Origin of the sequence: Neobacillus niacini NBRC 15566, assembly GCF_001591505.1 — a bacterium.
Taxonomy (GTDB): Bacteria; Bacillota; Bacilli; order Bacillales; family Cytobacillaceae; genus Neobacillus; species Neobacillus niacini.
Window position 1 is genome coordinate 25,770 of record NZ_BCVA01000032.1, and the last position, 25,418, is coordinate 51,187.

At 38.9% G+C, this 25,418-nt stretch carries 21 protein-coding genes and 1 tRNA gene; 18 read left to right on the forward strand and 4 right to left on the reverse strand.

The annotated features are described in order from the left end of the window. Positions 1-2 precede the first annotated feature (2 nt). On the reverse strand, positions 3-434 hold the full coding sequence (locus tag BANA01_RS19945; RefSeq protein WP_063254387.1) for a DUF2621 domain-containing protein: 432 nt from the start codon (positions 432-434) through the stop codon (positions 3-5). A 218-nt stretch (positions 435-652) separates the two neighbouring features. On the opposite strand from BANA01_RS19945, the gene BANA01_RS29620 reads away from it, so the two are divergent. Then, a tRNA-Sec gene (locus tag BANA01_RS29620) sits at positions 653-749 on the forward strand. Positions 750-857: 108 nt separating this feature from the next. Here the strand turns inward: BANA01_RS29620 and BANA01_RS19950 are convergent. Together BANA01_RS19950 and BANA01_RS19955 are read right to left on the reverse strand one after the other, a co-directional pair. Continuing rightward, positions 858-1,340, reverse strand: a complete 483-nt coding sequence (locus BANA01_RS19950) for a tyrosine-type recombinase/integrase (RefSeq protein ID WP_157411836.1) — start codon at positions 1,338-1,340, stop codon at positions 858-860. 633 nt (positions 1,341-1,973) lie between these two features. Further along, the gene (locus BANA01_RS19955; protein WP_063254389.1) at positions 1,974-4,538 is read right to left on the reverse strand and encodes a substrate-binding domain-containing protein; all 2,565 of its coding nucleotides are present in this window, start codon (positions 4,536-4,538) and stop codon (positions 1,974-1,976) included. Positions 4,539-4,728: 190 nt separating this feature from the next. Between BANA01_RS19955 and BANA01_RS19960 the strand changes: the two genes are divergently transcribed. The 16 genes from BANA01_RS19960 (at position 4,729) to BANA01_RS20035 (ending at position 23,111) form a co-directional block, all read left to right on the forward strand. Then, positions 4,729-5,445 carry a LytR/AlgR family response regulator transcription factor gene (locus tag BANA01_RS19960; RefSeq protein WP_063254390.1) on the forward strand — a complete coding sequence of 239 codons (717 nt, stop codon included), beginning with the start codon at positions 4,729-4,731 and terminating at the stop codon, positions 5,443-5,445. Positions 5,446-5,648: 203 nt separating this feature from the next. Next, positions 5,649-6,644 (forward strand): LacI family DNA-binding transcriptional regulator, encoded by a 996-nt coding sequence (locus tag BANA01_RS19965; RefSeq protein ID WP_063254391.1) that lies wholly within the window; start codon positions 5,649-5,651, stop codon positions 6,642-6,644. Between the two features lie 207 nt (positions 6,645-6,851). After that, positions 6,852-8,021 carry a substrate-binding domain-containing protein gene (locus BANA01_RS19970; protein WP_063254392.1) on the forward strand — a complete coding sequence of 390 codons (1,170 nt, stop codon included), beginning with the start codon at positions 6,852-6,854 and terminating at the stop codon, positions 8,019-8,021. Positions 8,022-8,079: 58 nt separating this feature from the next. Continuing rightward, the gene (locus BANA01_RS19975) at positions 8,080-9,576 is read left to right on the forward strand and encodes a sugar ABC transporter ATP-binding protein (protein ID WP_157411837.1); all 1,497 of its coding nucleotides are present in this window, start codon (positions 8,080-8,082) and stop codon (positions 9,574-9,576) included. Then, positions 9,557-10,537, forward strand: a complete 981-nt coding sequence (locus tag BANA01_RS19980) for an ABC transporter permease (protein ID WP_063254394.1) — start codon at positions 9,557-9,559, stop codon at positions 10,535-10,537. Before BANA01_RS19975 ends, BANA01_RS19980 begins: the two co-directional genes overlap by 20 nt. Before the next feature lie 70 nt (positions 10,538-10,607). Next, positions 10,608-11,786 (forward strand): Gfo/Idh/MocA family protein, encoded by a 1,179-nt coding sequence (locus BANA01_RS19985; protein WP_063254395.1) that lies wholly within the window; start codon positions 10,608-10,610, stop codon positions 11,784-11,786. Further along, positions 11,783-12,754 (forward strand): sugar phosphate isomerase/epimerase family protein, encoded by a 972-nt coding sequence (locus tag BANA01_RS19990; protein WP_063254396.1) that lies wholly within the window; start codon positions 11,783-11,785, stop codon positions 12,752-12,754. Before BANA01_RS19985 ends, BANA01_RS19990 begins: the two co-directional genes overlap by 4 nt. Before the next feature lie 160 nt (positions 12,755-12,914). Beyond that, a complete protein-coding gene (locus BANA01_RS19995; RefSeq protein WP_063254397.1) occupies positions 12,915-13,949 on the forward strand; it encodes a zinc-dependent alcohol dehydrogenase family protein in 1,035 nt (344 codons plus the stop codon). A 131-nt stretch (positions 13,950-14,080) separates the two neighbouring features. Next, positions 14,081-14,932, forward strand: coding sequence for a sugar phosphate isomerase/epimerase family protein (locus BANA01_RS20000; RefSeq protein ID WP_063254398.1), 852 nt, complete (start codon positions 14,081-14,083; stop codon positions 14,930-14,932). Between the two features lie 71 nt (positions 14,933-15,003). After that, positions 15,004-15,816, forward strand: a complete 813-nt coding sequence (locus tag BANA01_RS20005; protein WP_063254399.1) for an AraC family transcriptional regulator — start codon at positions 15,004-15,006, stop codon at positions 15,814-15,816. Positions 15,817-16,092: 276 nt separating this feature from the next. After that, positions 16,093-16,914: a sugar phosphate isomerase/epimerase family protein gene (locus tag BANA01_RS20010; protein ID WP_063254400.1), complete on the forward strand. Its 822-nt coding sequence runs from the start codon at positions 16,093-16,095 to the stop codon at positions 16,912-16,914. Between the two features lie 26 nt (positions 16,915-16,940). After that, positions 16,941-18,116 (forward strand): substrate-binding domain-containing protein, encoded by a 1,176-nt coding sequence (locus BANA01_RS20015; RefSeq protein WP_063254401.1) that lies wholly within the window; start codon positions 16,941-16,943, stop codon positions 18,114-18,116. 30 nt (positions 18,117-18,146) lie between these two features. Next, a complete protein-coding gene (locus BANA01_RS20020) occupies positions 18,147-19,334 on the forward strand; it encodes a levoglucosan dehydrogenase (protein ID WP_063254402.1) in 1,188 nt (395 codons plus the stop codon). 321 nt (positions 19,335-19,655) lie between these two features. Beyond that, complete coding sequence (locus BANA01_RS20025) at positions 19,656-20,180, forward strand: Lrp/AsnC family transcriptional regulator (RefSeq protein WP_063254403.1); 525 nt, start codon at positions 19,656-19,658, stop codon at positions 20,178-20,180. A 24-nt stretch (positions 20,181-20,204) separates the two neighbouring features. After that, positions 20,205-21,347 (forward strand): M20 family metallopeptidase, encoded by a 1,143-nt coding sequence (locus tag BANA01_RS20030; RefSeq protein ID WP_063254404.1) that lies wholly within the window; start codon positions 20,205-20,207, stop codon positions 21,345-21,347. An 18-nt stretch (positions 21,348-21,365) separates the two neighbouring features. Then, positions 21,366-23,111 carry a M28 family metallopeptidase gene (locus tag BANA01_RS20035; protein WP_063254405.1) on the forward strand — a complete coding sequence of 582 codons (1,746 nt, stop codon included), beginning with the start codon at positions 21,366-21,368 and terminating at the stop codon, positions 23,109-23,111. Positions 23,112-23,156: 45 nt separating this feature from the next. Here the strand turns inward: BANA01_RS20035 and BANA01_RS20040 are convergent, their stop codons facing one another. After that, positions 23,157-24,377, reverse strand: coding sequence for an MFS transporter (locus BANA01_RS20040; protein WP_063254406.1), 1,221 nt, complete (start codon positions 24,375-24,377; stop codon positions 23,157-23,159). A 134-nt stretch (positions 24,378-24,511) separates the two neighbouring features. On the opposite strand from BANA01_RS20040, the gene BANA01_RS20045 reads away from it, so the two are divergent. Next, a complete protein-coding gene (locus tag BANA01_RS20045; RefSeq protein WP_063254407.1) occupies positions 24,512-25,294 on the forward strand; it encodes an aspartate/glutamate racemase family protein in 783 nt (260 codons plus the stop codon). Positions 25,295-25,418: the final 124 nt, after the last annotated feature.

Consider the following 25,418-nt stretch of genomic DNA (forward strand, 5'->3'; position numbering starts at 1 on the left):
GTTTAGAATAAATGCTCATAAGGAGCGACATCAATTCTATTTTCAAATAGCTTTTTACGTAAAAATTTATGATCTCTTTTGGGTGTTGCTTGAATGTAGCCGCGAATCACGAGTTCTTCTGTAATTTTTGGCACTTTTTCATTTAAAGCAAGCTCACCAATCTTACCAGCTATTTTATGCCTTGCAACATCGCGGAATAGTTCGGGAACCGGGCTGACCAAATCTTCAAGAAGTGCTTTTTCGTCGTCTCCCCATAAATGCCGGGATTCATTCACATAATATTCTTCCCAGTCCATCACCGATTTGCCATCGTCTTTTGGCATTCTCTTGAGGAACTTACGAAACATAAAAAATCCGCCAATTGCCATAGCTCCAGCAAAGGCAAAGATCCATATTAAAATAAACCAAAGAAACCAACCTGTTAATTGACCCATTGTATTCACCTACAGATTACTATTTTCATCTATCTATTATAGTCTGTAAAGGGGATAAAAGACAAGTAATCGCTTTAGTATCAGGGGAAAGGTCATCATTAAAGGTGATTGCAAAAGTTGTCGAAAAAATGACAAAATCCCCAACACTATTGATTATTACTATATTCCATTGTATTATGATTACAAATGGTAGTTATCTTTTTTTACAATAATATTCTGGGGCTGAATGGGGTACTGGTGTCCTCCACAGTCTTCAAAACTGCTTGAGACCTTCGTGAAAGGTTTGGTGAGTTCGATTCTCACGCAGCCCCGCCAACCCTTACATAGCAAGGGGTTGAAGAGTTTCATATATTAAGAAGACAACCTCGATTATATCCCTTTACTCACTTCGGGTGCCAAATTGGTGCCATATGACTTCAATAACTATTCGTTATCGTCTATATCGCCAAATACTTCAACAGCCTGTTCCTGAAGAGAAGGTATCGCATGACTATATAAATCCAGTGTGATTCCATTTTTAGAGTGTCCTAAACGTTTACTGATAATTTTGGGGTGCACATTTTTTTGTAGCAAAATGGAAGCGTGAGAATGTCTTGTATCGTGAAAACGAGAATGCTTTAAACCTGCTTGTTTAATCGAACGTTTATAAATTCGGTGTAACTCACGTGGGTGAGTATAATCACCATTTGAATTGAAAAACACTAGACCATTGGGATTAAAGCTCTCTCCTAAACGGTCCTTTAACTCTTGAAAACGATCGTAATGGTTCTTTAATACATTCATAAGCTTTTTTCCAATCACAATCGTTCGATCTTTTCCATCCTTTGTTAAATCCCTGATTTGTACTTTTCCCTCTTCATCCACATAAGCGGACTTAGTAATCGTCATCCGTCGATATCTGTTCACGATAACGCACGTAACTCACCTAGACGAGCCCCGTATGACACGCTGTGAAAATCATTGGGTAATAAACAGTTCTCCATGGTTATACCTAAAAGTCAAGAAAAAAACAATATTTTGTGTTTTCTCAATTATATAGTGAAAACATAATAAAATTTCATTTTGCACATACGTAGTTTTTATGGAATAGATAATATATAAAGAAAAGTGGAAGAGAATAATCATGCGTCAATCTTTACTTCTTCGGAAAAAATCTTGTTGTATTCGTTTCTATGGAAAATGCTTTGGGATTATTAATGGAGCGGAGCACGAACGAATAACTGAAAAATTCTCACAACAAAGTCGAGATTTTTTCAAAAGATAAAGTTTATAAGAGAGGATAAGGACCTAGCGAAAATGAAAGCGATACCACCTTTGATATAGCTGCTGCCACATCCCGGATTTTGTAGAAGGTTTATAGTTTTTTGTGTTAACAGTTTTTATAAGTTGTTCATGAAGCCTGAAATCTGAGAGAAAAAGAGGTCGTAAATAAGAGGTCTATTCGACTAAAAAGAGGTCGGCTTCAACAAGAATCCGGCCTCTCCTTTTTATGCGGTAATATTGGGATTGATACTCTTGTTACCGGTATAATCAAGCTAATTAAAAGTACTTTTGAATGGCATCCGGAGGATCTTGACGATAAGCCAGTTTCCAAACCTTTAAGATATTTTCTTTTGTTACTTTTATCGCTGGTACAACATAGAAAGGAGCTACTTCCTTACCAAGTAGTGAATATCCCGCAATAATTGCTTGTGCAACTCCATTTTCATAAGGTAATTGCGCTCCAAGACCTTTAATATTTCCTCCAGAAGCAATTTGATATGCTGCATTACTTCCCAAATCAACGGTCGTAATAACTATATCAGTTTTGCCTGCTTTACGTGCTGCAGCTAGTACTCCTTTCGCGGGTTCATCCCAAATGGCAAAAATACCATCTAAATCTGGATTTTTTGCTAACATAACAGAAGCTGCTTTTTCCGCATCGTTTGGGGTGGTAATTCCATTACGTACAACAATATTAATATTTGGATATTTTTCTTTAATCGTAGTTTCGAATGCTTCTACACGCTGATTATTTACGAAGAAATCAACACTATGGAACATAACACCAATCTTACCTTCTCCTTTAAGTTCTTTACCCATAATCTCCGCTGCAAATATACCATTTCCATAGTTGTCAGATGTAACGACGCTCACATAATTCTTGCCAAATTCTAATCCTTCAGGCACGTTATCCATAAAAATAAGTCTGATTCCTGCCTCTGCAGCCTTTTTAAAAGCGGAAGCAGTTGCAACTGGATCAACCGGCAAAGCTACTATAACATCTGGTTTTTTAGCAATGATGGTTTCGATATCTGAAATTTGTTTTTCAGGTTTAAATTGTGCATCAGTAACGGCAACAACTTCTACGCCCATTTTTCCAAAAGTATCTTTCACACCATTGATGATGGCAGTTGAGAAATCGTTTCCTGCATAGTGCATGGCAACAGCTGCCTTATAATTCATTTCCTTAAGCTTTTTCAGGTCTTTCAACGATAACTGGAGTGTTTTGGCTGAAATAGCCTCCTCTCCATGCGGCCCTGTGCTTAAAATTTCTTCATCCGGAATATTTTGGTTAATCGTACTATTCAGCGTTTCTCTTATGATGGTCAAAAACTCTTTTACATTAAAGGGTTTTGTTACATAATTATCAAAGCCCTTGTCTAATGTATATTGAATATCCTGCGGAAGCGCATTGGCACTTACAGCAATTACTGCAATATCTTTTGTTTGTTTTATTGTTTTTAACCTATTAAATATTTCATAACCATGGATATCGGGAAGGTTTAGATCAAGCAGAATCAAGTCCACTTTTTCATTCGCTGCCATTTCTAATCCTTCTTTTCCGGAACGAGCAGATAAAAGCGTATAGGAAGGATGCGATTTCATGATGTTCCTTACTAAGTTTACGTTCGAAGCGTTATCTTCGATATACAGCAAACGGTAGTCATCTGCCTTCCGGATATTATCCTTAGTAAGTTCAACCTCTTCACCCCATCTCATCACAGGCTTTAAATCATGGGGAAGAGGTAGGCTAAAGCAAAAATCACTTCCTAAACCTTTTTGACTCGTTACACTAATTTGCCCTCCCATTAGCTGGACGAGCTGTTTTACTAAAGACAATCCAATACCTGTACCTTCTTCTTGTGTCCCTTCAATTCGGTAAAAGGGAACAAATACCTTTTGATATTCTTCAACTAAAATTCCGACCCCTGTATCCGCAACATGAATGATCTGTTCGTTTCCTTTGAAATAAGAGAAGATCATGACTTTGCCGCCTTCCCGATTATATTTGATCGCATTATCGAGAAGATTAAGAAAGATTTGTTTAAGACGAATGGGATCGGCAAGAATAAATATATTTTGCCAGTTATCCAATTGGTTATGTATATTGATTCTCTTCTTCTTGGCCTGCGGCTGCACGATATTGATACATTCATTAATAATCGTTAGAAGATCAATCTCTTCAATCGATACTTTTATATGGCCCGTCTCTATTCTTGATAAATCTAAAATATCATTAATTATACTTAATAAATGTCTCCCTCCATTTAAAATCTCTTGGACAAAATCACGCTGATCATCATTTAAGGTTTCTTCAATTTCTAATAGCTGTGCAAAACCAAGGATTCCATTCAATGGTGTACGGAGTTCATGACTCATTTTAGACAGAAAGTCGGATTTAGCCATATTTGCTTTTTCTGCCTCTTCTTTAGCTTGAATTAAGGCATTTTCCATGTTTTTTCGTTCGGTGATATCAGAAATGGTAACAAGGGCAGCCTGTTCTTCATTATCACAAATTTTAAGAGGCGTTGAATTGACTGAGATCCATTTAGGTTCCTTATTCCTGTCGTTAATACCTAAAATGAAATCATGGAAAGGAATACCATCCTTAAGTGTTATTATTCCTGGTAACCGAGAATAGAGTAACGGCGATCCGTCTTCATTTACATATTCTAGCTGCATCAAGCTGGATTCAGTTAAGAACTCTGATTTAATCCCCAGTATTTTTTCTGTATTTTCATTTAGGGCAACCATTTTCCCCGACTTTTCAAGAATGATTACACATTCGGACATGGTCCGAAGAACTTCCTTATATAAATTATCTTTATAAAACATTTCCATTTTTTCTCCACCATTCCCTTTCGATTCTAAAAACTTCCTAAGCCAGATGTACTGTCTTATACTGTAAGCAGTTAGATTGGCTGCTAACTAAAAAAGAAGAAGCCATTTATTTCATTTTTTTCACATATTATCTACTTAATACGTTATGTGATATAGTTTAAACCAAACTTAAATACATGAGGGATGATTAATGAAAGTTTTGATTGCAGAGGACAATGCACCATCTAGAAAATTGTTAAAGCATATGATTAAATCTGTTCCGAACTATCAAATTGTCGGAGAAGCAGTAAATGGTGAGGATTTAATTAACAAGGTAATGCTGGAAAAGCCCGACATCGTTTTAGTTGATATTAACATGCCTTTATTGAACGGAATGGAAGCGGTTAAATCGTGTAAAAAAATTCTGCCAACCTTGCAGGTTATTTTTATTACAGGCCATGATGAATACGCTCTGGAAGCCTTTGGGGTGAATGCGATCGATTATATTGTGAAACCGATTGAGCGGGGCAGGCTTTATTCGGCTTTAGAGCGGGCAGCAGCCTTTTCGAAGCAAAAAGTCACGGTTCCGCCTTTTGCTCCAGTCAAAAAGGATTTAATGATCAAACAGCGTAACCAGTATTCTTTTATTCCGTTAGACGAGATTATTTTTATTGAAAGAGCTGACCGAAAGTCCGTCATTCATACGGTTAATCAAAAAATTGAGTTAAATGAAGCGTTAACCGAACTTGAAGAAATTCTTGATTCGCGATTTGTTGCCTCCCATCGTTCTTGTATTATCAATTTGCAACATTTAACGAAAATTGAAGCGGCTGGCCAGTCGTACAATGCTTATTTTAAAAATTATGAAGAGACTGCAAAGGTTTCGAAGAATAAGCTTGCAGAGTTGCAAAAATGTAAATCGTTGTAAAAAGTAAGGCTCAGTAATGAAAAATTACTGGGTCTTATTTTTTTTAAAAAAAAGCTTTTTTTGTTCGAATGAATGAAATGGCATTCTGGATGAAAAAAACTAGTAGCCAATTGGACAAAAAGCTTGTCTGAAGGCGATTAGACGACAATTTTGTAATCGATTACAATCCAAGTATAGAAACAGGAAAGGAAAAGAGAACAAAGATGGTTGGGATTGTGGATGTAGCAAAAAAGGCTAATGTTTCAACTGCAACAGTATCTCGAGTATTAACAAAGCCTGAAACAGTTAGGGGAACAACGATGGAAAAAGTGTTAAAGGCGATTGAAGCATTGAATTATCAGCCTAATCTCTTAGCACGCCAGCTAAGAAGACTTGAAACGAAGACAATTCTAGTCGTTGTGCCTGACATTACAAATCCCTTTTTTTCAAAGGTGCTAAGGGGGATTGAAGCTGTCGCAGTTGCAAAAGGATATCAGGTATTACTTGGTGATACAGGCAATGATGTGGAACGAGAAAAGGGGTATTTAAACATCCTGCAGCAAAAAAAAGCAGATGGAATGGTTTTATTAACCGCCAGAATGGATGCAGCAGCCGTTGAAGAGGTGGCCCGAAGTTTTCCGGTGGTGCTGGCATGTGAATATATTGAAGGCTCCAGGATCCCAACAGTTTCGATTGATAACATCAGTGGTGCCAGAAAGGCAACGGAATATTTAATCGATTTGGGACACGAAAGAATTGGCTGCATCACTGGACCCCTCGATATCGTATTGAGCCGAGACCGCCTCAAAGGATTTTATCAGGCGATGGCAAGGAAAAACCTTATCGTTGACCCCGTGTTAGTCCAGGAGGGTGACTTCTCATTTGATAGCGGTTTTAATCTCATGATGAAGTTTTTCGCTCTTGGCCAACTCCCAACAGCGATATTCGCTGCAAGCGATGATATGGCCATGGGAGTGATTAAGGCGATTAAATCAAAAGGTCTTAAGGTTCCTGAGGATATTTCGGTTCTAGGATTTGATAATCTAAAATTTTCCTCCATATTCGAACCGGGTCTTACAACGATTGCACAGCCAGCATTCGAAATTGGTGAGAACGCTATGGAATTACTGATGAAGCTCATCAACAAAGAGGAAGTCAAACGTGAGCAAATTATCTTAGCTGACCAGTTGGTTGTAAGGGAGTCTGTCAGAACTATTTAAAAATTTTTAATAAAAAATGTAATCCTTTACATTTTTTTAGAAGTCAAAGAGATTCCTATACTTTCTTAAATGTAAACGATTACTAGATAAAATTTACTAAACTTTCAATTTATGAAAAGGTGGTGGTGCCACACTTTAGATTCTAAGGGTGGTGCCAACAAAATAACGAGCTTTAACTAAATAACTAAAATAGTGGGGGTTAACCAAATGAAAAAGAGTTTTTCACTTTCGGTATTATTGTTGATTTTAAGTTTCGTGCTGGCGGGATGCGGCGGCAATAAATCTACTTCAGGTGATCAAACAACGACAAAAAAGAATGAAAACTATTCAGATACAGCTTCAGGTCCATTAACGATTAATCCAGCAATTCCAGACTTAGAAGTTAAAGATAAAGGTCCAAACGGTGAACAAGCTGTTTCAGCAAAGACATTGCAGCTTACGGAAGAAGAGCTAAAAAAGATTAAAGATGGAAAATATAAAGCAGCCATTGTTATGCATTATTCTGGTACTGATTATATGAATGCCGCAGTTGGTGCGATGCAGGATACGTTTAAGAAAATGGGTATCAAAGTAGTTGCTGTAACAGATGCACAGTTTAAAGCAGAAAAGCAAGTAAATGATATTGAAACGGTTTTAGCAAAAAAACCTGACATCATGATTTCAGTTCCAGTTGATGCCGTTTCTACAGCACCGGCTTATAAAAAAGCAGTTGAACAAGGGGTTAAATTAGTATTTATGGATGGAGCTGCAGAAGGCCTTGTCCCTGGAAAAGATTACATCAGTATTGTGTCTGGTGACAACGCGGGTAACGGAGCAACAGCAGCGGACGTTATGGCTGAAAAACTAGGTGGAAAAGGTAAAGTTGGTATCGTGTATCACGATGTAAACTTCTTTGTAACAAAAAATCGTTCGGATGCCTTTGAAGCAAGAATCAAGGAAAAATATCCAAATATTGAGATTGTAGCAAAAGGCGGTATTACCGGTCCAAACGATGCTGAAAAAGTAGCTTCAGCGATGCTTACAAGAAATAAAGATATTGACGGAATCTTTGCTCCATGGGATGTACCTGCTGAAGGTGTCATGGCAGCTGCACGCACTGCAGGCAAAAATGATCTTGTTGTAACAACTGTTGACTTGGGAACAAACGTTGCAATTTCAATTGCACAGGATGGAATCGTAAAAGGACTTGGAGCTCAGCTGCCATATGACCAAGGTGTTGCACAAGGGATTCTTTCCGGCTATGCACTATTAGGTAAGGAAGCACCAGCTTATGTTGCTTCGCCATCAATTAAAGTCACAAAAGAAAATGTATTAGATTCTTGGAAGCTTATCTACGGGACAGAAGCACCAAAAACAGTTCAAGATGCAATGAAATAAAAAATATGATAGGGGCTGCCCGAAAAGCAGCCTCTATCACGAAAAGAAGGTGAACTTGATGGAACAACCTATTCTAGAAATGAAAAATATTAGTAAAGCATTTAACGGGATTCCTGTATTAAAAGATGTTAATTTCTCCGTGAAAAAAGGTGAAGTTCACGCCTTGATGGGGGGAAATGGTGCCGGGAAATCGACGTTAATGAAAATTCTAACAGGTGTTTATACCGCAGATAGCGGCGACATTCTGATTGACGGAAAACCTGTGAGTATTAAAAGTTATGAAGAAGCACAAAAAAATAATATATCGATGATTTTCCAAGAGTTTAGTTTAATTCCAACCCTTACTGTTGCCCAAAACATCTATCTTACACGTGAGAAGAAGACATCATTAGGGCTGCTCGATGACAAGGATTGTGAGAAGAAAACGGAAAAACTGCTTGAAGAATTAGGCGTAGATATTAAACCAACTGATATTGTACAAAACCTAGGAGTAGGATATTGGCAGATGACGGAAATTGCCAAAGCACTTTCACAAGAAGCGAAAATTCTTATCATGGACGAGCCAACCTCTTCCTTAACCAAAAATGAAACAGAAGTATTATTTAGCTTTATTAACAAATTGAAAGCAAAAGGATATTCGATCATCTATATTTCTCACCGGATGGATGAGATTTTTGAAATTTGTGACCGAATTACAATACTACGTGATGGCCGGTATATCACAACTGAAACATGCAGTGAAACCAATCTTGACACCGTTATTCAACATATTGTCGGTATGGAGTTTGACCAAGCCTTTGAATGGAAGGAACGTGCTTATGATACTGACGTACCGCCGATTTTTGAAGTGAGAAACTTAACAGCCGGAAATGTTCAAGATATCAATCTTAAAATTCAGCCGGGTGAAATCGTCGGAATTGCAGGGTTGATGGGAAGCGGGAGAACAGAATTACTTCGAAGTCTGTTTGGAATTGACCCGATTGAGAATGGAGAAATCTACATTAACGGACAAAAACAAACGATTAAGAATCCAAGGAATGCGATCGATGCCGGTCTTGCTTTGATTCCGGAGGATCGCCGAATGCAAGGCTTGGTTCTTGAACATAGTGTCAAAGATAATATGATTCTTCCAATTCTTTCGAAGGTTAAAAAAGGAACTTTTATAGATAATAAAAAATCAAATGACATTAGCAATGATTTTGTTCAAAAGCTCAATATTAAAACGGATCATATTTTTAAACAAGCCAGACTGTTATCAGGCGGTAACCAGCAAAAAATCGTCCTCGCCAAATGGCTGGCGAATGATCCTACCGTACTCATGCTGGATGAACCAACTATTGGTGTGGATATTGGTGCAAAAACAGAAATCGTTGAAATTATTCGAGAAATGGCCGAAACTGGCAAGGCAATCCTTGTGGTCTCCTCTGAACTCCCAGAACTGCTTGCCTTGAGTGACCGTGTGGTCGTCATGCATGATGGGAAAATAAAGAAGGAGATGAAACGCAAAGAGATAAAAACAGAGGAGGAATTACAATATGCAATCCAAGGTTTCTAATATACAAAAGCCGGCAGCTCCGGCATTGAAAGGCTTCGAATGGCGCAATTATATTGTTTATTTCGCTTTCGTAGGAGTATTAATCTATTTTTCTATCAGCTTAAGTGATGAAGGGTTTTTAACTTCAGGAAATTTGTTAAATATTGTTAGACAAACAGCTACCATTTCCTTAATGGCGTTGGCAATGACATTTGTAATCAGTACAGGTGAAATTGACCTTTCTGTTGGTTCCATTGCCGCTCTTTCTTCTCTTGTAGGTGCATTGGCGATCCAAGCCGGTTATGGCATTGTGGGAGGACTCATTGGCGGTGTAAGTACGGGACTTGTGGTTGGTTTAATCAATGGTTTGCTTGTTACAAAGGTAGCCATTCCTTCCTTTCTTGTAACATTAGGAACAATGGGAGCAGTTAAAGGTTTTGCGATGTGGATAACAGACACAGCACCAGTACCAATTGTAGATGCAAATTTCAACTTTATTTTTGGATCAGGTGATATTGGTCCAATTCCGGTTCTTCTTATTTGGACTCTAGTGTTTACAGTTATCGCCCATGTGTTGCTTCGTAAAACAGCATTTGGCCGTCAGGTGCTTGCTACAGGCGGAAATGAAAACGCTGCAAGATTTTCAGGTGTGAAGACAATGAAAATTAAGCTGATGGTTTTCCTAGGTACAGGATTAATGGCTGGTTTAGCCGGGCTTCTCTATGCAGGTCGTATGAATGCAGGTCGTTTTTCCTTTGGAGAAGGGGATGAGCTTTCTGTTATCGCAGCGGTCATCCTTGGAGGAACAAGCTTGTTTGGCGGTGTAGGAACGATCATCGGGACGATTGTAGGTTCCTTGATGATTGGTACGATTAATAACGGTTTGATCATTATGGGTCTTGATGTCAGCCAGCAAATGATTATCAAAGGAATTATCATCATCTTGGCTGTGGCATTTGGTAAGAAAGCGATGAAGCGATAGGTTTTTATAAAACGCTCTTAAAATGTACGTTACTGCAACATGAGAAAACTTATGTACAGGAGGAAACGAAGTGAAGAAGATTAAAGTTGGTATCATTGGTACCGGTTTTATCGGGCCAACACATATTGAAGCCATCAGAAGACTTGGCTTTGTAGAAGTAGTTGGTTTGGCGGAAACCAGTCAGGAAACAGCTGAAAAAAAAGCCGTTGAGCTTGGAATCCCGAGAGCTTATGGTGATTACCGTGAAATGCTAAAAGACAGTGAAATCCAAGTAGTGCACAATTGCACACCAAATCACCTGCACTATGCAATTAATAAAGAGATTATTTTGGCAGGAAAGCATGTCGTTTCAGAAAAGCCGCTGGCAATGAACAGTGAAGAATCAGCAGAATTGCTGGAACTTGCAGAAAAACACGGTGTAGTCCATGCCGTGAACTTTAATTACAGACAGCATGCAAGTATACAAAACTTACAAGCGAAAATCACAAATGGTGATCTTGGGAAAGTGAATTTGGTTCACGGAAGTTACTTGCAGGACTGGTTATTATATGAAACAGATTATAACTGGCGTTTAGCACCGGAAGTAGGCGGGAAATCACGGGCCGTAGCGGATATTGGATCCCATTGGTGCGATACTGTCCAATTTGTAACAGGTAAAAAAATTGTGGAAGTATTTGCTGATTTAGCAACTGTTATTCCAGTAAGAAAGAAGCCTACAGGAAATGTAGCTACTTTTGGGGCCAAGAATAAAGAAGATATGGAATATGAAGATGTTCAAATCAATACAGAAGACTATGCATCCGTTCTAGTTCGCTTTGAAGATGGATCAAGAGGAGTCTTTACGGTATCCCAAGTAAGTGCCGGTCGGAAAAATAGACTAAGTTTTGAAATCAACGGAAGCCACAGCTCTGTTTTCTGGAACCAGGAAGAACCAGAAAAATTATGGATCGGACACCGGGATAAAGCGAATGAAGTTCTTTTAGCAGACCCTGCGTTATTCTCAGCGGAGGCAAGATCAGCTATCCATCATCCAGGTGGGCATAATGAAGGCTGGCCGGATGCATTAAAAAATATGATGTTAAATTTCTACTCTTTTGTTAGCGAAGGAAAGAGCCTGAAAACAGACAAGCATAAGTTTGCGACATTTGTAGATGGCCATATTTCCATGTGTATTACAGATGCCATCTTGGAAAGCCATCAGCTGCAGAAATGGGTGAAGGTTCAGGCAAGCAAGGAGGTTCTGGCATGAAACTAGGTGTATTTACCCCGCTTTATCAGAATTTGCCATTTGAAGAAATGCTGGATAAGCTGGCAGGTATGGGTGTTGAGACCGTTGAATTGGGGACTGGCAATTATCCCGGCAACCATCACTGTAAACCGGATGAATTGCTTGCCTCTCCCGATAAAACTAGAGAATTCCTGCGAGCACTTGAAACAAGGGGAATAACCATCAGTGGCTTAAGCTGCCACGGGAATCCGCTGCATCCGAATGTGAAAATTGCCAAAGAATCACACGACGTTTGGCGGAAAACCGTTTTACTGGCAGAACATTTAGAAGTTCCTGTTATCAATGGCTTTTCCGGATGCCCGGGTGATCATATCAGTGCAAAAAATCCAAACTGGGTCACATGTTCTTGGCCGCCTGAATATTTAGATGTGTTGAACTGGCAATGGAACGAAGTCGTGATTCCTTATTGGAAAGAGGAAGCGAAATTCGCGAAAGAGCATGGCATTAACCAAATTGCCTTAGAAATGCACCCTGGGTTTGTAGTCTATAATCCTGATACACTACTAAAGTTAAGAGAACATGCGGGGGAAAACATTGGTGCCAATTTTGATCCAAGCCATTTAGTTTGGCAAGGAATCAATCCGGTAGAAGCAATTAAAAGGCTTGGAAGGGAAAAAGCCATTTTCCATTTCCATGCGAAGGACACTTATTTAGATCAAGCCAATATTAGTGTAAATGGTGTTTTAGATACAAAGCATTACAGCCAAATTTTAGATCGCTCATGGACATTTAGATCTGTAGGATATGGATCGGATGAAAAAATGTGGAAAGACATTGTGAGTACCTTAAGAGCGGTTGGTTATGATTATGTCATTTCCATTGAACATGAAGATATGCTTGCTTCAACAGATGAGGGATTAAAGAAAGCGATTTCTCTTTTAAAAGATGCCATGTTTAAGGAACAAGTTACTGATATGTGGTGGGCTTAATTTTTGGTTGATAGAGCAATTTTGATCGGAACGTTATACGGTTTTATATAAAAGGGGATATGGCCGGCTGTATTCTACAGCCCTTATGTAATCAATAAAAACAAGTTGTAGTAGAAGACCTTAGTCCTATGATTCAAATTAACTTATTGGAGGCAGTACGATGACAACAATGCAAGCAGTATTTTTTCCCGGAGACAAAAAGGTAGAAATTCGTCAGGTTGAAATCCCAACACCAGGACAAGGAGAAGTACTCATTCAATTAAAGGCGTCTGCTATTTGCCGCAGTGATATGAGCTTATACTACGGAACATCTGTTTTTGAAGGAACAAAATGTGGATGTACGGTGCCTGGACATGAGCCTGCGGGAGTTATTACAGAAGTAGGTAATGGTGTATCTAATTTTAAGCCTGGTGATCGGGTTGCTGTTTACTTAGCATTAGGCTGCGGTGAATGTGCTCATTGTAAGAGTGGATACAAAATGTTCTGTAAAGAATTTAAGTGCATAGGTTTTGACTCTCATGGCGGCGACGCTGAGTATATGGTAGTTCCAGCTGAAAACTGCATGAGACTTCCAGATACTATGAGCTTTGTAACAGCTGCCGTGTCAACAGATGCAGTAGGAACCCTTTATCACGCTCAAAAGAGATTAGGAATTTCCGGAAGAGACTACCTTGTTATTTTTGGTATGGGCCCAATGGGCGGTGCAGGTGTGATGATTGCTAAAGGATTAGGCGCAACAGTTATTGCAGTTGACATGCTGGATGAGCGATTGGAGCTTGCGAAAGAATTAGGTGCAGATTACACCATCAATGGTAAAACGATGAATGTTCAAGAAGAAATTGCCCGTATTACAAATGGTGCCGGTGCAGACGCAGCAATCGATTGCTCCGGAAGCCCGTATGCTGAAAATGATGCATTAGATTGTGTGAGAGCACATGGAAGTGTGGCCTTTATCGGCGAAAGCAAAGAGACAACAATTAAGCCTAGTCAGCAGTTAATTCGTAAGCAAATTTCGGTGATCGGTTCTTGGTACTTCCCAATTCAAGAGTTTGACGAAATTGCAGAATTCATAGTGAGAAAAAATCTGCCTGTTGAAAAACTAGTGACACATCAATTTAAATTGGAAGAAGCAGAAACAGCATTCCGTATGTTTGATGAAAGAAAGACAGAAAAAGCTGTATTTGTTTGGGAATAAGAAAAGCGGAAGCGGTAGGTCGTAACTCTCGGATAAGCTGCCTTTACTCTCGGATAAAGCAGCATTACTCACAGGTTAAGCTATCCTTACTAGATTTAAACCAATGATTATATTAAAAGGAGCTGTTCCTAATGAAAGGTATTTCATTTAACACATGGGTGTATAGTAGTTTTCCAAACTGGCTTTCTTCTTATCCATTAGAGGAAGTTATCAACCGTCTTTCTTCTTTTGGTTACGATGCGATTGAAATTGGCTGTGCAGCCCCGCATGCCTGGCCAGACTATTTATCACCTGAAAGAAGACAAGAAATCAAAAAATTGCTTAAGGAAAAGAACTTAAAGGTTTCATCGATGCTTCCCGCACCAGGCGGAGGTCCAGGGATGAACCCAAGCTCTCCTTTAAAGGAAGAAAGAGAATTTACGATTAAACATTATAAGGAAGTTGTTCGTTTAGCGCATGAATGGGAATGCCCAACCGTTATGTGGATTGCAGGCTGGGTGGTTTTTGGAACTTCTCAGCAAGAAGCTTGGAACTACAGTTTAGAAGGCTTAATTGAAGTAGCCCAATATGCTAAGGATCTTGGTGTGACACTTGTAGTTGAACCAACTCCAGCAGACAGCAACTTAATTGAAACAGCTGATGATGCCCTTCTATTAGCAGAGCAATCAGGTATGGATAATGTTAAGGTCATGTTTGATACATTCCATGCATTGTACAGAAATGAAGTGGCCAGTGATTATGTATACCGAATGAAAGACAAGCTTCATCATGTTCATATCGCCGACAGCGACCGTCTCCCTCCTGGTAAAGGCCAATGTGATTATGATGCGGTATTAAGAGCCTTAAAAGATATCAATTATGATGGATATTTAGCAATGGAAGTTGGATTCAATTCTAGAGCGTCTGAACCAGATTGGTTTGCCAAAGAATCGATTAAATACTTAAAAGAGCAAATGAAAGAAATTGGCTGGGAGCACAAATAATCTTGGAAAAATCCGGGCGGTAACAGATACCTGTAGTCGCCGCCCATTCTTCTTTAAAGGGGGCATCCGCCGTGCAAAAAACCTCCATTCTACTTGAAACACCTCGATTAATATCTGCATCAGTAATCAATCAAAAAAATCCTCTTGGTTTTAAAAAAAATGCCGACGTCGACTATACAGAGATTATCTTTATAGAACAAGGACGAGGTGATTTCATACTTGAAGACAGCCATTTTGTGGGAAAAACAGGAGATCTTATCATATTAAATCCATTAAGTGATCTCAAGGTGAAATCTTGTATGGATAATCCTCTTAATGGGATTTCCATCTGTTTTTCCAATCTCCATATCAATGGGAAGCAGAAAGGTTTTTTGATAGAATCCACAGATCTTCCAATTATTAATTTGCAGGAAGAAAAGAAGGAGATTCATAGTTATTTAAAGGTAATATTAAATGAATATAGTATAAAGCATGTGGGTTACCAAGATATCATATCCTCAATATTACAAACGGTAGTGATTAAAGTTACTCGTCTATTGAAAAATGTCGATTATCATCCTTCCTTTTCTTCTATGTGCCTTGAAGTAAAAAAATATATTGAAGAAAATTTTCGGCAAGAGCTGACTTTAAACGATTTAGCCAACCTCGTTTATGTAAGCCCCTTCCATTTAGGACACATTTTTAAAGAAGAAGTGGGCTTGCCGCCCATTCAATACATGATTCAGTGCCGTATTGAAGAGGCAAAAAGGCTGCTGGAGTATTCCGATCTTTCTGTGAGGGAAATTGCCTCGTTAATAGGATATGAAAATGCTAATTATTTCAATTTGCTTTTTAAAAAAATGACAGGTAGCCCGCCGGGAAAATTCAGAAGAATGAAAGTATAATGCTTTAATCTTTCAAAAACTTTAGGGAAAGATTAGAGCTTTTTTTGGTTAGCAAGAATGTGTATTTAGATTAGCAATTTTATTGATTTTAACTTTACCATATACCAAGTAGTATAAGGAGTGAAGATACTACTTTGTCAAATGTAATGGATTACATTATATTCTCTTAGAAAACAAAATAATTATTTTTTAAATCCTCAAATTGTAATCGATTACATAACGGAGAATATTTTCGAAGAGACAAGAAGCTAGATAGTGAAAAATGGAGGGAAAATGATGAAACTAGGTTATCAAACGAATACCTGGGGAGGCGTGGTTGGTCACCCGGCAGGAGTTACTTCTGTAAAGGATCTCTATTACCTTGCAAACGGCTCAACAGAGGACGCGCTCAAAGAGATTGCTGAAGCTGGGTATAAAGGGTTTGAAATTTTTGATGGAAATATGATGCAATTTCGAGATAAAAAGGAAGAATTTAAAAAACTAATCGCAGATCACTCTTTATCCTTCATAGGTGTTTACACCGGCGGAAACTTTATTTTTCCTGATATTTTAGAGGAAGAATTAGCAAAAATTGAAGAGGTAGCAGCTTTTGCTTATGAATTAGGAGCACAGCATCTTGTTGTCGGCGGCGGTGCAGTCCGGACTAACGGCAACAAAGAAAGCGACTACAAAGATTTAGGAAATGCCCTTAATAGAGTAGTAGAAATCGCAGAAAAATACCACCTTATTCCTAGCTACCATCCGCATTTGGGGACGAATGTACAGTCACCTGAACAGCTGGATAAATTAATGCCTTTAACAACTATCAACCTATGTCCTGACACAGCTCATATTGAAGCAGGTGGGGGAGACCCGGTTGAAGTGATTAAAAAATATGTCGACCGCATCAAATATGTTCACTTTAAAGACTATGAAAATGGTGAGTTTTTGCCTTTAGGGGAAGGCCATCAGAAGTTTGCTGAAATGCTAAAATTACTAGAGAAAGTAAACTATGACGGCTGGATTACAGTGGAATTGGACAGCTGGGCGAATCCAAAAGAGGGTGCCGAAATCAGCCGGCAGTTTCTTGCCCAGTATGAAGCATTAAAGACAAAATAAGTTTTTCAAGAGATAGGGGGACCAATATGAAAAAGGTTTTATCGATTATTACTATGATTCTATTTATTACTAGTATTGCACTAGCCGGCTGCGGCCAGAAAAGCACGAATATCGAAAAAAGTGATGGGCAAGAGAAGTCCAAAACGGAAGAAACAGCGGCAAGTTCCGGTCCAATTACCATTAATCAGGAGATCCCTGACCAAGAAATATTAAGTAAAGGTCCTAGCGGGGAAGCTGCTGTTTCAGCTAAAACACTACAGCTGACTGAAGAAGAAGTTCAAAAGATCAAAGAAGGAAAATACAAAGCCGCTCTTGTTATGCACTATGCAGGAAACGACTGGGCGACTGCTCAAATCGATGGTTTAAAAGCCACCTTTGAGAAAATGGGAATTGAAGTAGTGGCTGTAACCGATGCCCAATTTAAGGCTGAAAAACAAGTATCTGATATTGAAACAGTTTTAGCGAAAAAACCTGATATTATCGTAGGGATTCCAGTTGACCCTGTTTCGACTGCTTCAGCTTTTAAGAAAGCCGCAGATGCAGGAGTGAAAGTCGTGTTTATGGATAATAAACCAAATGGTCTGGAAGCAGGCAAGGATTATGTGAGTGTAGTTTCTGCTGATAACTATGGAAATGGTGTTCAGGCAGCGGAAATCATGGCTGAAAAGCTTGGTGGAAAAGGAAAAATCGGTGTGATTTATCATGATGCCGATTATTTCGTAACCAAGCAGCGTACAGAAGCATTTGAAAAAACAATCAAAGAAAAATATCCGAATATCAAAATCGTTGAACGTGGGGGCATCATCGGCCCTAACGATGGCGAGAAAGTGGCTTCTGGAATGTTGACGAAAAATCGTGACCTTGATGGCATGTTTGTCGTCTGGGATGTTCCGGCAGAAGGAGCTTTAGCAGCCACACGTACGGCAGGCAAGAAAGATTTCGTGATTACAACAATCGATTTAGGGACAAACGTAGCCTTGGATATTGCCTCTGATGGAATTATTAAAGGGCTTGGTGCTCAGCTGCCGTATGACCAGGGGATTTCAGAAGCAATATTAGCAGGTTATGGAATACTTGGTAAAGAAGCCCCGGCATATGTAGCTGTACCAGCATTACAAGTAACGAATAAAAACGTATTAGACGCATGGAAACTTGTTTACCATCAGGATGCACCAAAATCTATTCAAAGTGTTGCAAAATAATGAACCATTCATAAAAGGGAGAATACAAAAATGAAAAAATTAAACGTAGGCATGATCGGCGGTGGATTTATGGGAAAGGCGCATTCACTTGCCTATGCAGGAATGCCAATGTTTTTCTGGCCAGCACCAGCAATCCCTCACCGTCATACAGTAGTAGATGTTAACGAACAATTAGCAAAAGACGCAGCAGCAAGGTTAGGATTTGACAATTATTCGACAGATTGGAGAGCTGTCGTTAACGATCCGGAAATTGATGTTATTGATATTGTTACTCCAAATAATTCGCATGCTGAAATTGCAATTGCAGCAGCAAAAGCTGGTAAACATATTATCTGCGAAAAACCATTGGCATTAGGTGCTGAACAAGCCAAGGAAATGCTGGAAGCCGTACAAGTTGCAGGAGTTAAGCATGCGGTTGCCTTCAACTACAGAAGAACACCAGCTGTTGCTCTTGCGAAAAAATATATTGAAGAAGGAAGAATTGGAAACATTCTCAGCTTCCGAGGAACATACCTGCAAGACTGGTCAGCGGATCCCGATTCTCCATTATCATGGCGCTTCCAGAAGAAAATTGCTGGGTCTGGCGCTCTAGGTGATATCGGAACACACGTAGTTGATTTTGCCCGTTACCTTGTTGGTGAAATTACAGATGTAAATGCGATGACAAGAACATGGATTCCAGAAAGACCGGTTCAAACTGGCGGTATTGATAAACTAGGTACTGTGAAAACCGGTGGAAGTGATGTACCAAAAGCGCAAGTCGATGTAGACGATGAAGTGATTACCATGGTTAAGTTTGATAATGGTGCTATTGGAACGATTGAAGCAACACGTAATGCATGGGGGCGTAACAACTTCCTAACCTTTGAAATTCACGGTGAAAAAGGTTCTCTATACTTTAACTATGAGCGCCGTGACGAGCTTCAAGTTTGCTTTGCTGATGATCCAAGCGATGCAAAAGGCTTTAGAACGGTTTATACAGGACCTGCCACTCCATATGGTGAAGGATTATGGCCAATCCCTGCTCTAGGTATTGGTTACGGCGAAACAAAAATCATTGAAACATATGATTTGTTTAAAGCAATTGCTGAAGATAAAGAGTTTTCTCCAAACTTCAATGATGGCTACCAAATTGAATTAATCGCAGATGCAATCCTTGAATCAGCTGAAAAAGGTCAATGGGTAAATATTGAAAAAACAGCAGTAGCTGTAAAATAAAATATATAAAAAGAGGCTTCTCAATTGAGGAGCCTCTTTTGTAGAAATAAATAAAGAATCTTATATATCGTAATTAGATTTCAGGTGTTTTTATGGAAAGAAATTAATGGGGAAGAGAGTGAATAGTTATGGAAGAAAAATGGTTAGTTGGTGTTGATATAGGTGGTACAACAATTAAAATGGTCAATGAAACCAAATGAAGATACCCCTTAAAACATTCGGAAGTAGTAAATCGGCTCTATATCTTGGAGTTGATTTTTTTGAAAATAATGAAAAAATAATAATTGATATTGAAAAATTTATAATTTATTATGTAGTTAAATGAAAATTTTGAATTTTCAAAGGAGGCTGAGTTTCATTAAAAAGGTTGAAGAAGCCCAACTGAATTTGGATGAACTAGATTTCGACATCATTAAAAGGTTACAAACGGATGGTAGAACTTCCTATACTGACATTTCAGAGGAATTAGGTATTACGGTCGGGACCGTGAGAAACAGAGTTCAAAGAATGATAGAAAACCAAATTCTTAAAATTGTAGGTGTAGTGAATCCATTTAAGACAGGAAGTCCTAGTGTGACCATCTTTGGAATGAAGGTGCGTCACCAGAAATTAGACCATGTTATAGAAAAACTAGTTGCGATCCCAGAGATTCGTTTTGTAGCAGCAGCAACGGGTGTCTATGACTTATATGTGGAAGTAATTTCGTCCTCGAACGAGGAACTTTATCGGGTTATGAAGAATGGCATTAGCCCAATCGATGGTATTGAATCGATAGAGTCTTCTTTGATTTTGGAAATCTTTAAGCAGAGCTATGAATGGGAAGTTGGTTCACGATCTTCTCAATAATTAGAATCAGAAAAGGGGGCTACTATGAACGAGCTCGTCGAAATTCTAAAGGAAAATCAAGCAGAGATGCTTGAGTCATTAAAACAAATAGTAGAAAAAGAATCACCCACTCGTGATAAAGAATTAGCTGATGAACTGGCGATTTTCATTGCTGAATTATTTGAAGAATTAACTTCTGGGAAATCATCCATTATTCAAAATGAGCTTTTTGGTAATCATGTCAGAGGGGAATTTGGACATGGCGACGAACAAATTCTGCTCCTGGCACACTATGATACAGTTTGGCGGAAAGGGGATATTCTAGAAAAAATTCCTTTTAAAACTGAAGGAGATATTGCCTATGAACCAGGAGTTTTTGATATGAAAGGCGGTATTGTCCAGGGGTTATATGCACTGTGGGCACTAAAAGAAACAAATGCACAATTAAACAAAAAGGTCGTTTTTCTATGTACATCTGATGAAGAGTTGGGAAGCCCATCCTCTCAAAAACTGATAGAAGAAGAAGCAAAAAAAAGTAAATACGTGTTGGTATTAGAACCTGCAATATCGAGGCAAGGCGCATTAAAGACTGCTAGAAAAGGTGTAGGAATATTCAAACTTAATATTAAAGGTAGAGCAGCTCATGCCGGAGTGGAACCTGAAAAAGGAATAAGCGCTATTCTTGAATTAAGCAAACAAGTAACTTATTTACATGAATTAACTGATTATAGCAAAGGAACCACCGTCAATGTAGGCAAAATCAAAGGTGGAACAACCGTGAATGTAATTGCAGCAGAAGCGGAAGCAGATATCGATTTACGTGTAAAAACGAAAGCAGAATTTGACCGGATCATACCGATCATCAAAAATCTCAAGCCAAGTACCACTGGTGTTGAAGTTAGTGTAGCCGGCGGTATAAATCGACCTCCATTTGAACGAACAGATCAAGTTATTTCACTTTTTAACATGGCAAAGAAAGTGGCCCAGGAAAATCTGGGTTTTAAATTGGAAGAGAAAGAAACAGGTGGAGGAAGTGACGGGAACTTTTCTGCACCGTTTGCTCCAACCCTGGATGGTTTAGGTGCAGTTGGTGACGGGGCACATGCTCTTAATGAACATATCATTATTTCTCAAATGCCGAAAAGAAGTGCATTAGTAGCTTTGTTGATCAAGGAGTTAGCAAATTAACCATTAGGGGGATTTTTGATGAAGGTCGATTTAGAATCTATTAAAAGCCAAATGCTTGAGGAAGTAAATCAGGATCTATTAATGGAATATACTCAAAACGTTGCTTCAGAAATTCGTCTATCAGGAACCGTGGAAGAGCTCCGTGCCTTTTATTACGCAAAATCAAAGCTTGAAGAATTTGGCTTAACAACAGAGTTAACATTTAATGATGCTTACATTAGTCTTCCAGGAAAAACGGAGCTAAAGGTTAACGGTCAAAGCTTTCCTGCCATTACTCATTCAATGGCCGTTTCTACGGATGAAACAGGGTTAGCAGGGGAAATTGTGTATTCAGGTAAGTCAGTAAGTGTAGACTATCAAAAAAATCCAGTTAGCGGAAAAATAGTCCTGCTAGATGGTCTCGCTATTCCAGGGGCGGTACTTCAGGCTCAGCAAGCAGGAGCAAAAGCAATTATCTTTATAAATGCTGAATATACGCATGAAATGATCGTTTCACCGGTATGGGGAAACCCAACACCTCATACTTATGACAATTTGCCAAAGATTCCGGTTGTATCGGTCAATTTTCATGATGGACAAAAGATGAAAAGCACTGTAAAAAATCACACTAATTGTCAAGGATGGCTAAAAACTAAGGTTGATACTAGATGGATAAAAATTCCAACTTTAACTGCTGAGATTCCAGGTAATGACGAGGATGATCATTTTGTATTATTTAGCGGCCATATTGATTCATGGCATTATGGGGTAATGGATAATGGAACAGCAAATGCAACGATGTTGGAAGTTGCACGAATACTTGCCCTAAATAAAGACAATCTTCGTCGCAGCTTAAAGCTTGCCTTCTGGTCTGGCCACTCGCATGGCCGTTATGCAGGTTCTGCTTTGTATTGTGATGAACATTGGGAAGACCTTCACGAAAATTGTGTTCTTCATATTAATATTGATTCAGTTGGCGGCAAAGGAGCCACGATATTAACAGAGGCTAATTGTATGGCTGAGACTAGGGATCTTGCTAAACGGTCTATTAAGGAACTAACAGGAGATGAGTTTGAAGGATCACGATTTGGCAGAGCAGGGGATCAATCCTTCTGGGGCCCTGGTGTTCCGTCGCTTTTTATGGGGTTATCTGAACAGCCTCAGTCCAATAATCCAGCATCAGAAGCGTTTTCTCAATTATTTGGAGCAGGAAAAGCCGGCGGATTTGGCTGGTGGTGGCATACAACAGAAGATACACTTGACAAGATTTCTCCAGAAAATCTTGCCCGTGATTGCAAAATATATTTATCTATCGCGTATGAAGCATGTACTACTGAGATTTTGCCTATTAACCAATTGGCAGCAGTCGAAGAATTGGAAACATGCATAAAGGACTATCAAAGCAAAACAAATGGCCGCTTGAATTTTAGTATTACAAATAACCGAATTGAGGAATTGAAAAATAACTTAACACAGTTTGGCAGTTTGCTAGCGACACTTACTGACCCACAAGTTACTCATGCTAACAAAACATTAAAACAACTTTCCAATATTTTAGTTCCCCTTAATTATGTAAAAGGGGACATATTCAACCATGATACAGCATTAAAGCAGCCTCCAATCCCGTTACTAGCGAATTGTGAGAAATTAGCAGACTTAGAGGTAGGAAGTCATCAATATCATTTAGTTCTAACCGAATTAAAACGTAATCTCAATAAAGTAAACTATACCCTATTAGAAGCAATTCGGACCGTTAACCTCTCTGTTGAGCAAATAAATAACTAAATAATGATATAAAAAAGGGAGAATGATCGATCCATTTCTCCCTTTTTACAAAGTCATTTTTACCTTTTCATTCTTTTGTACGACGACCATTCCAAGGGTTATTTTTAAACCCGCCAATAGTAACAAGATGGTTACCGTTACAATTGCATACCACCCAAAATACTCCCAAACAAACCCTAAGACATAACTCCCCAAGCTGCCTCCTGCATAATAGAAAAATAAGTAGAGAGAGGAGGCGCTTCCTTTTGCCTCTTTCGCCAGGATACTTACCCAGTTTGTTGCAGCTGCATGTACGAAGAAAAAACCAAAACAGACAATGATAAGACCGATTAAAATCATTAAAAGCGAACTAAAAAGCGTTAGCAAAACACCGACTAACATAATGAGGAGACCTGCACACATCCGATTAGGAATACTCATAATGGCATCCAGTTTCCCGGAAAATGTCGAGCTAAATGTTCCAGCAAGGTAGGATAGAAATAATAGACCGATTAAGCTGGAAGATAAATGATACGGTGCCCCGTGTAGATGGTAGGATAAATAATTAAACAACCCCATGAAAATAAAAAAGATGATTCCAGCAATATAATACGCTGATCTTAGTTCGCGATTCTTTAGATGGATAATAAAATGCCCTATAACCTGCTTAAGCTCCAATGAATTGGGGGAAAAATGTTTTGATTTAGGTAAATAAAAAACAAATAACAGAAAACAGAAAATACCTATCAACCCCATTGTTAGATAGGCGTATCGCCATCCCCATAAATCAGACGTGAATCCACCGATGATTCTCCCGCCCATTCCCCCAATGGTGTTTCCGCTAATATAAAGACCGATTGCAACTCCTATAGCTCTTTTTTCAAATTCTTCTGCAATGTAGGCATAAGCAATAGCCGGCAAACAAGCTAATGTGACTCCTTGGAGTGTTCGTAAAATTAGAAGGACCCAGAAGTCCGAAACAAAAAAGATCGCAAGGGAAAATAAAGATGATGACAAAAGCCCGAAAGACATTAAGTTTTTTCGGCCGATATGGTCAGAAAAAGGTCCGGCAAATAATAAAAACAAACTCAATGACAATGTTACAAGCGAAACGGTTAAACTTGCCATTGCAGGAGAAACTTCAAATTCTCTGGATATTAACGGAAGTAACGGCTGTGTAAAATGTAAATTTGAAAATACGAGGAAAGAACCGAAACTTAGTGCAATAGTAGCCTTCCAGAATTGGCTTGTTTTTTCCTTGATATAGAAATTGAATTCTTGTTCCATGTGCTTCACAACCTTTGTATTTCTACTGTTCATTAAATTAAAATGCAATTTTTATGCCAATCGAACTTGATCTCCTAAAACTGGCATAGAACTTGCAAGTATTACTAACGAAAACGAATAAAGGAGGAATGATTATGAAAATAGTTTATGTACTGCCAGGACCGATAAGTAGGACGGAACCAGGACGTCAAGAAATGGAGAGAAGATTAGAAATCCTGCGCTCCTATGCAGCGCCTGGTACAAATGTTGATATCGTCGATGTAGATGAAGGCCCCGCGTCCATTGAATCTCTTTATGAGGAATACCTAAGTATATCAAATACTGTAGATCTTATGTTGGAGATGGAGAAAAAAGGGTATGATGCCGCCATTTTAGGTTGTTATGGAGACCCAGGTTTGGACGCAGTTAGAGAAGTAACGGGAAAAATGGTGGTAGTGGGACCTGGCGAAGCGGGTGTAATGGCAGCAGCAATGTGTGGTTACCGATTTTCAATCATAACAGTTACAAATAGCATTATAAATCCACTGCATTACCTAGTGGAAAAAGCAGGGGTTGGTAAGAAGCTAGCATCCGTGCGTGCCATAAATACACCTGTTCTCGAACTTGCCAACGACCGTGAAAGAACGATCCAAAAGCTAATTGAAGAGGGGAAAAAAGCGATTCAGGAAGACCGGGCAGATACGTTGGTATTAGGCTGTATGTCAATGGGCTTCCTCAATGTTGCAGAAGAAATGTCTAAAGCACTAGGTGTGCCTGTTATCAATCCTGGCAAAACCTCATTAAAGATGGCGGAAGCATTGGTTGGAGCAGGGCTATCACACTCCAAGCTTGCCTATCTTACACCGCCGAAGATTTCAGCAGGGACTGTTACTTCTTCTAAAGGCTTGCTTGTGAAGAAAAACAAAATCGTCCAATAATGGAATACCCTTATTCAAGAAAAAGGTTATTGTTAAAAAGTCTAATCAACCCTAAAACAACCTAATGCACCAAAATAAAAGATCATGATTTTACATTTTCCATTTCTAAGGAAGGAGGGAGCTT

Excerpts from the sequence above, each read along its gene's own strand:
- BANA01_RS20025 (WP_063254403.1), top strand. The coding sequence starts at position 19,656 with ATGAAAATTTTGAATTTTCAAAGGAGGCTGAGTTTCATTAAAAAGGTT.
- BANA01_RS20010 (WP_063254400.1), top strand. The coding sequence starts at position 16,093 with ATGAAACTAGGTTATCAAACGAATACCTGGGGAGGCGTGGTTGGTCAC.
- BANA01_RS19955 (WP_063254389.1), bottom strand. The coding sequence starts at position 4,538 with ATGGAAATGTTTTATAAAGATAATTTATATAAGGAAGTTCTTCGGACC.
- BANA01_RS20040 (WP_063254406.1), bottom strand. The coding sequence starts at position 24,377 with ATGGAACAAGAATTCAATTTCTATATCAAGGAAAAAACAAGCCAATTC.
- BANA01_RS19980 (WP_063254394.1), top strand. The coding sequence starts at position 9,557 with ATGCAATCCAAGGTTTCTAATATACAAAAGCCGGCAGCTCCGGCATTG.
- BANA01_RS20045 (WP_063254407.1), top strand. The coding sequence starts at position 24,512 with ATGAAAATAGTTTATGTACTGCCAGGACCGATAAGTAGGACGGAACCA.
- BANA01_RS20030 (WP_063254404.1), top strand. The coding sequence starts at position 20,205 with ATGAACGAGCTCGTCGAAATTCTAAAGGAAAATCAAGCAGAGATGCTT.
- BANA01_RS20015 (WP_063254401.1), top strand. The coding sequence starts at position 16,941 with ATGAAAAAGGTTTTATCGATTATTACTATGATTCTATTTATTACTAGT.
- BANA01_RS19995 (WP_063254397.1), top strand. The coding sequence starts at position 12,915 with ATGACAACAATGCAAGCAGTATTTTTTCCCGGAGACAAAAAGGTAGAA.
- BANA01_RS20000 (WP_063254398.1), top strand. The coding sequence starts at position 14,081 with ATGAAAGGTATTTCATTTAACACATGGGTGTATAGTAGTTTTCCAAAC.
- BANA01_RS20020 (WP_063254402.1), top strand. The coding sequence starts at position 18,147 with ATGAAAAAATTAAACGTAGGCATGATCGGCGGTGGATTTATGGGAAAG.
- BANA01_RS19975 (WP_157411837.1), top strand. The coding sequence starts at position 8,080 with ATGGAACAACCTATTCTAGAAATGAAAAATATTAGTAAAGCATTTAAC.
- BANA01_RS19960 (WP_063254390.1), top strand. The coding sequence starts at position 4,729 with ATGAAAGTTTTGATTGCAGAGGACAATGCACCATCTAGAAAATTGTTA.
- BANA01_RS20035 (WP_063254405.1), top strand. The coding sequence starts at position 21,366 with ATGAAGGTCGATTTAGAATCTATTAAAAGCCAAATGCTTGAGGAAGTA.
- BANA01_RS19970 (WP_063254392.1), top strand. The coding sequence starts at position 6,852 with ATGAAAAAGAGTTTTTCACTTTCGGTATTATTGTTGATTTTAAGTTTC.
- BANA01_RS19945 (WP_063254387.1), bottom strand. The coding sequence starts at position 434 with ATGGGTCAATTAACAGGTTGGTTTCTTTGGTTTATTTTAATATGGATC.
- BANA01_RS19965 (WP_063254391.1), top strand. The coding sequence starts at position 5,649 with ATGGTTGGGATTGTGGATGTAGCAAAAAAGGCTAATGTTTCAACTGCA.
- BANA01_RS19990 (WP_063254396.1), top strand. The coding sequence starts at position 11,783 with ATGAAACTAGGTGTATTTACCCCGCTTTATCAGAATTTGCCATTTGAA.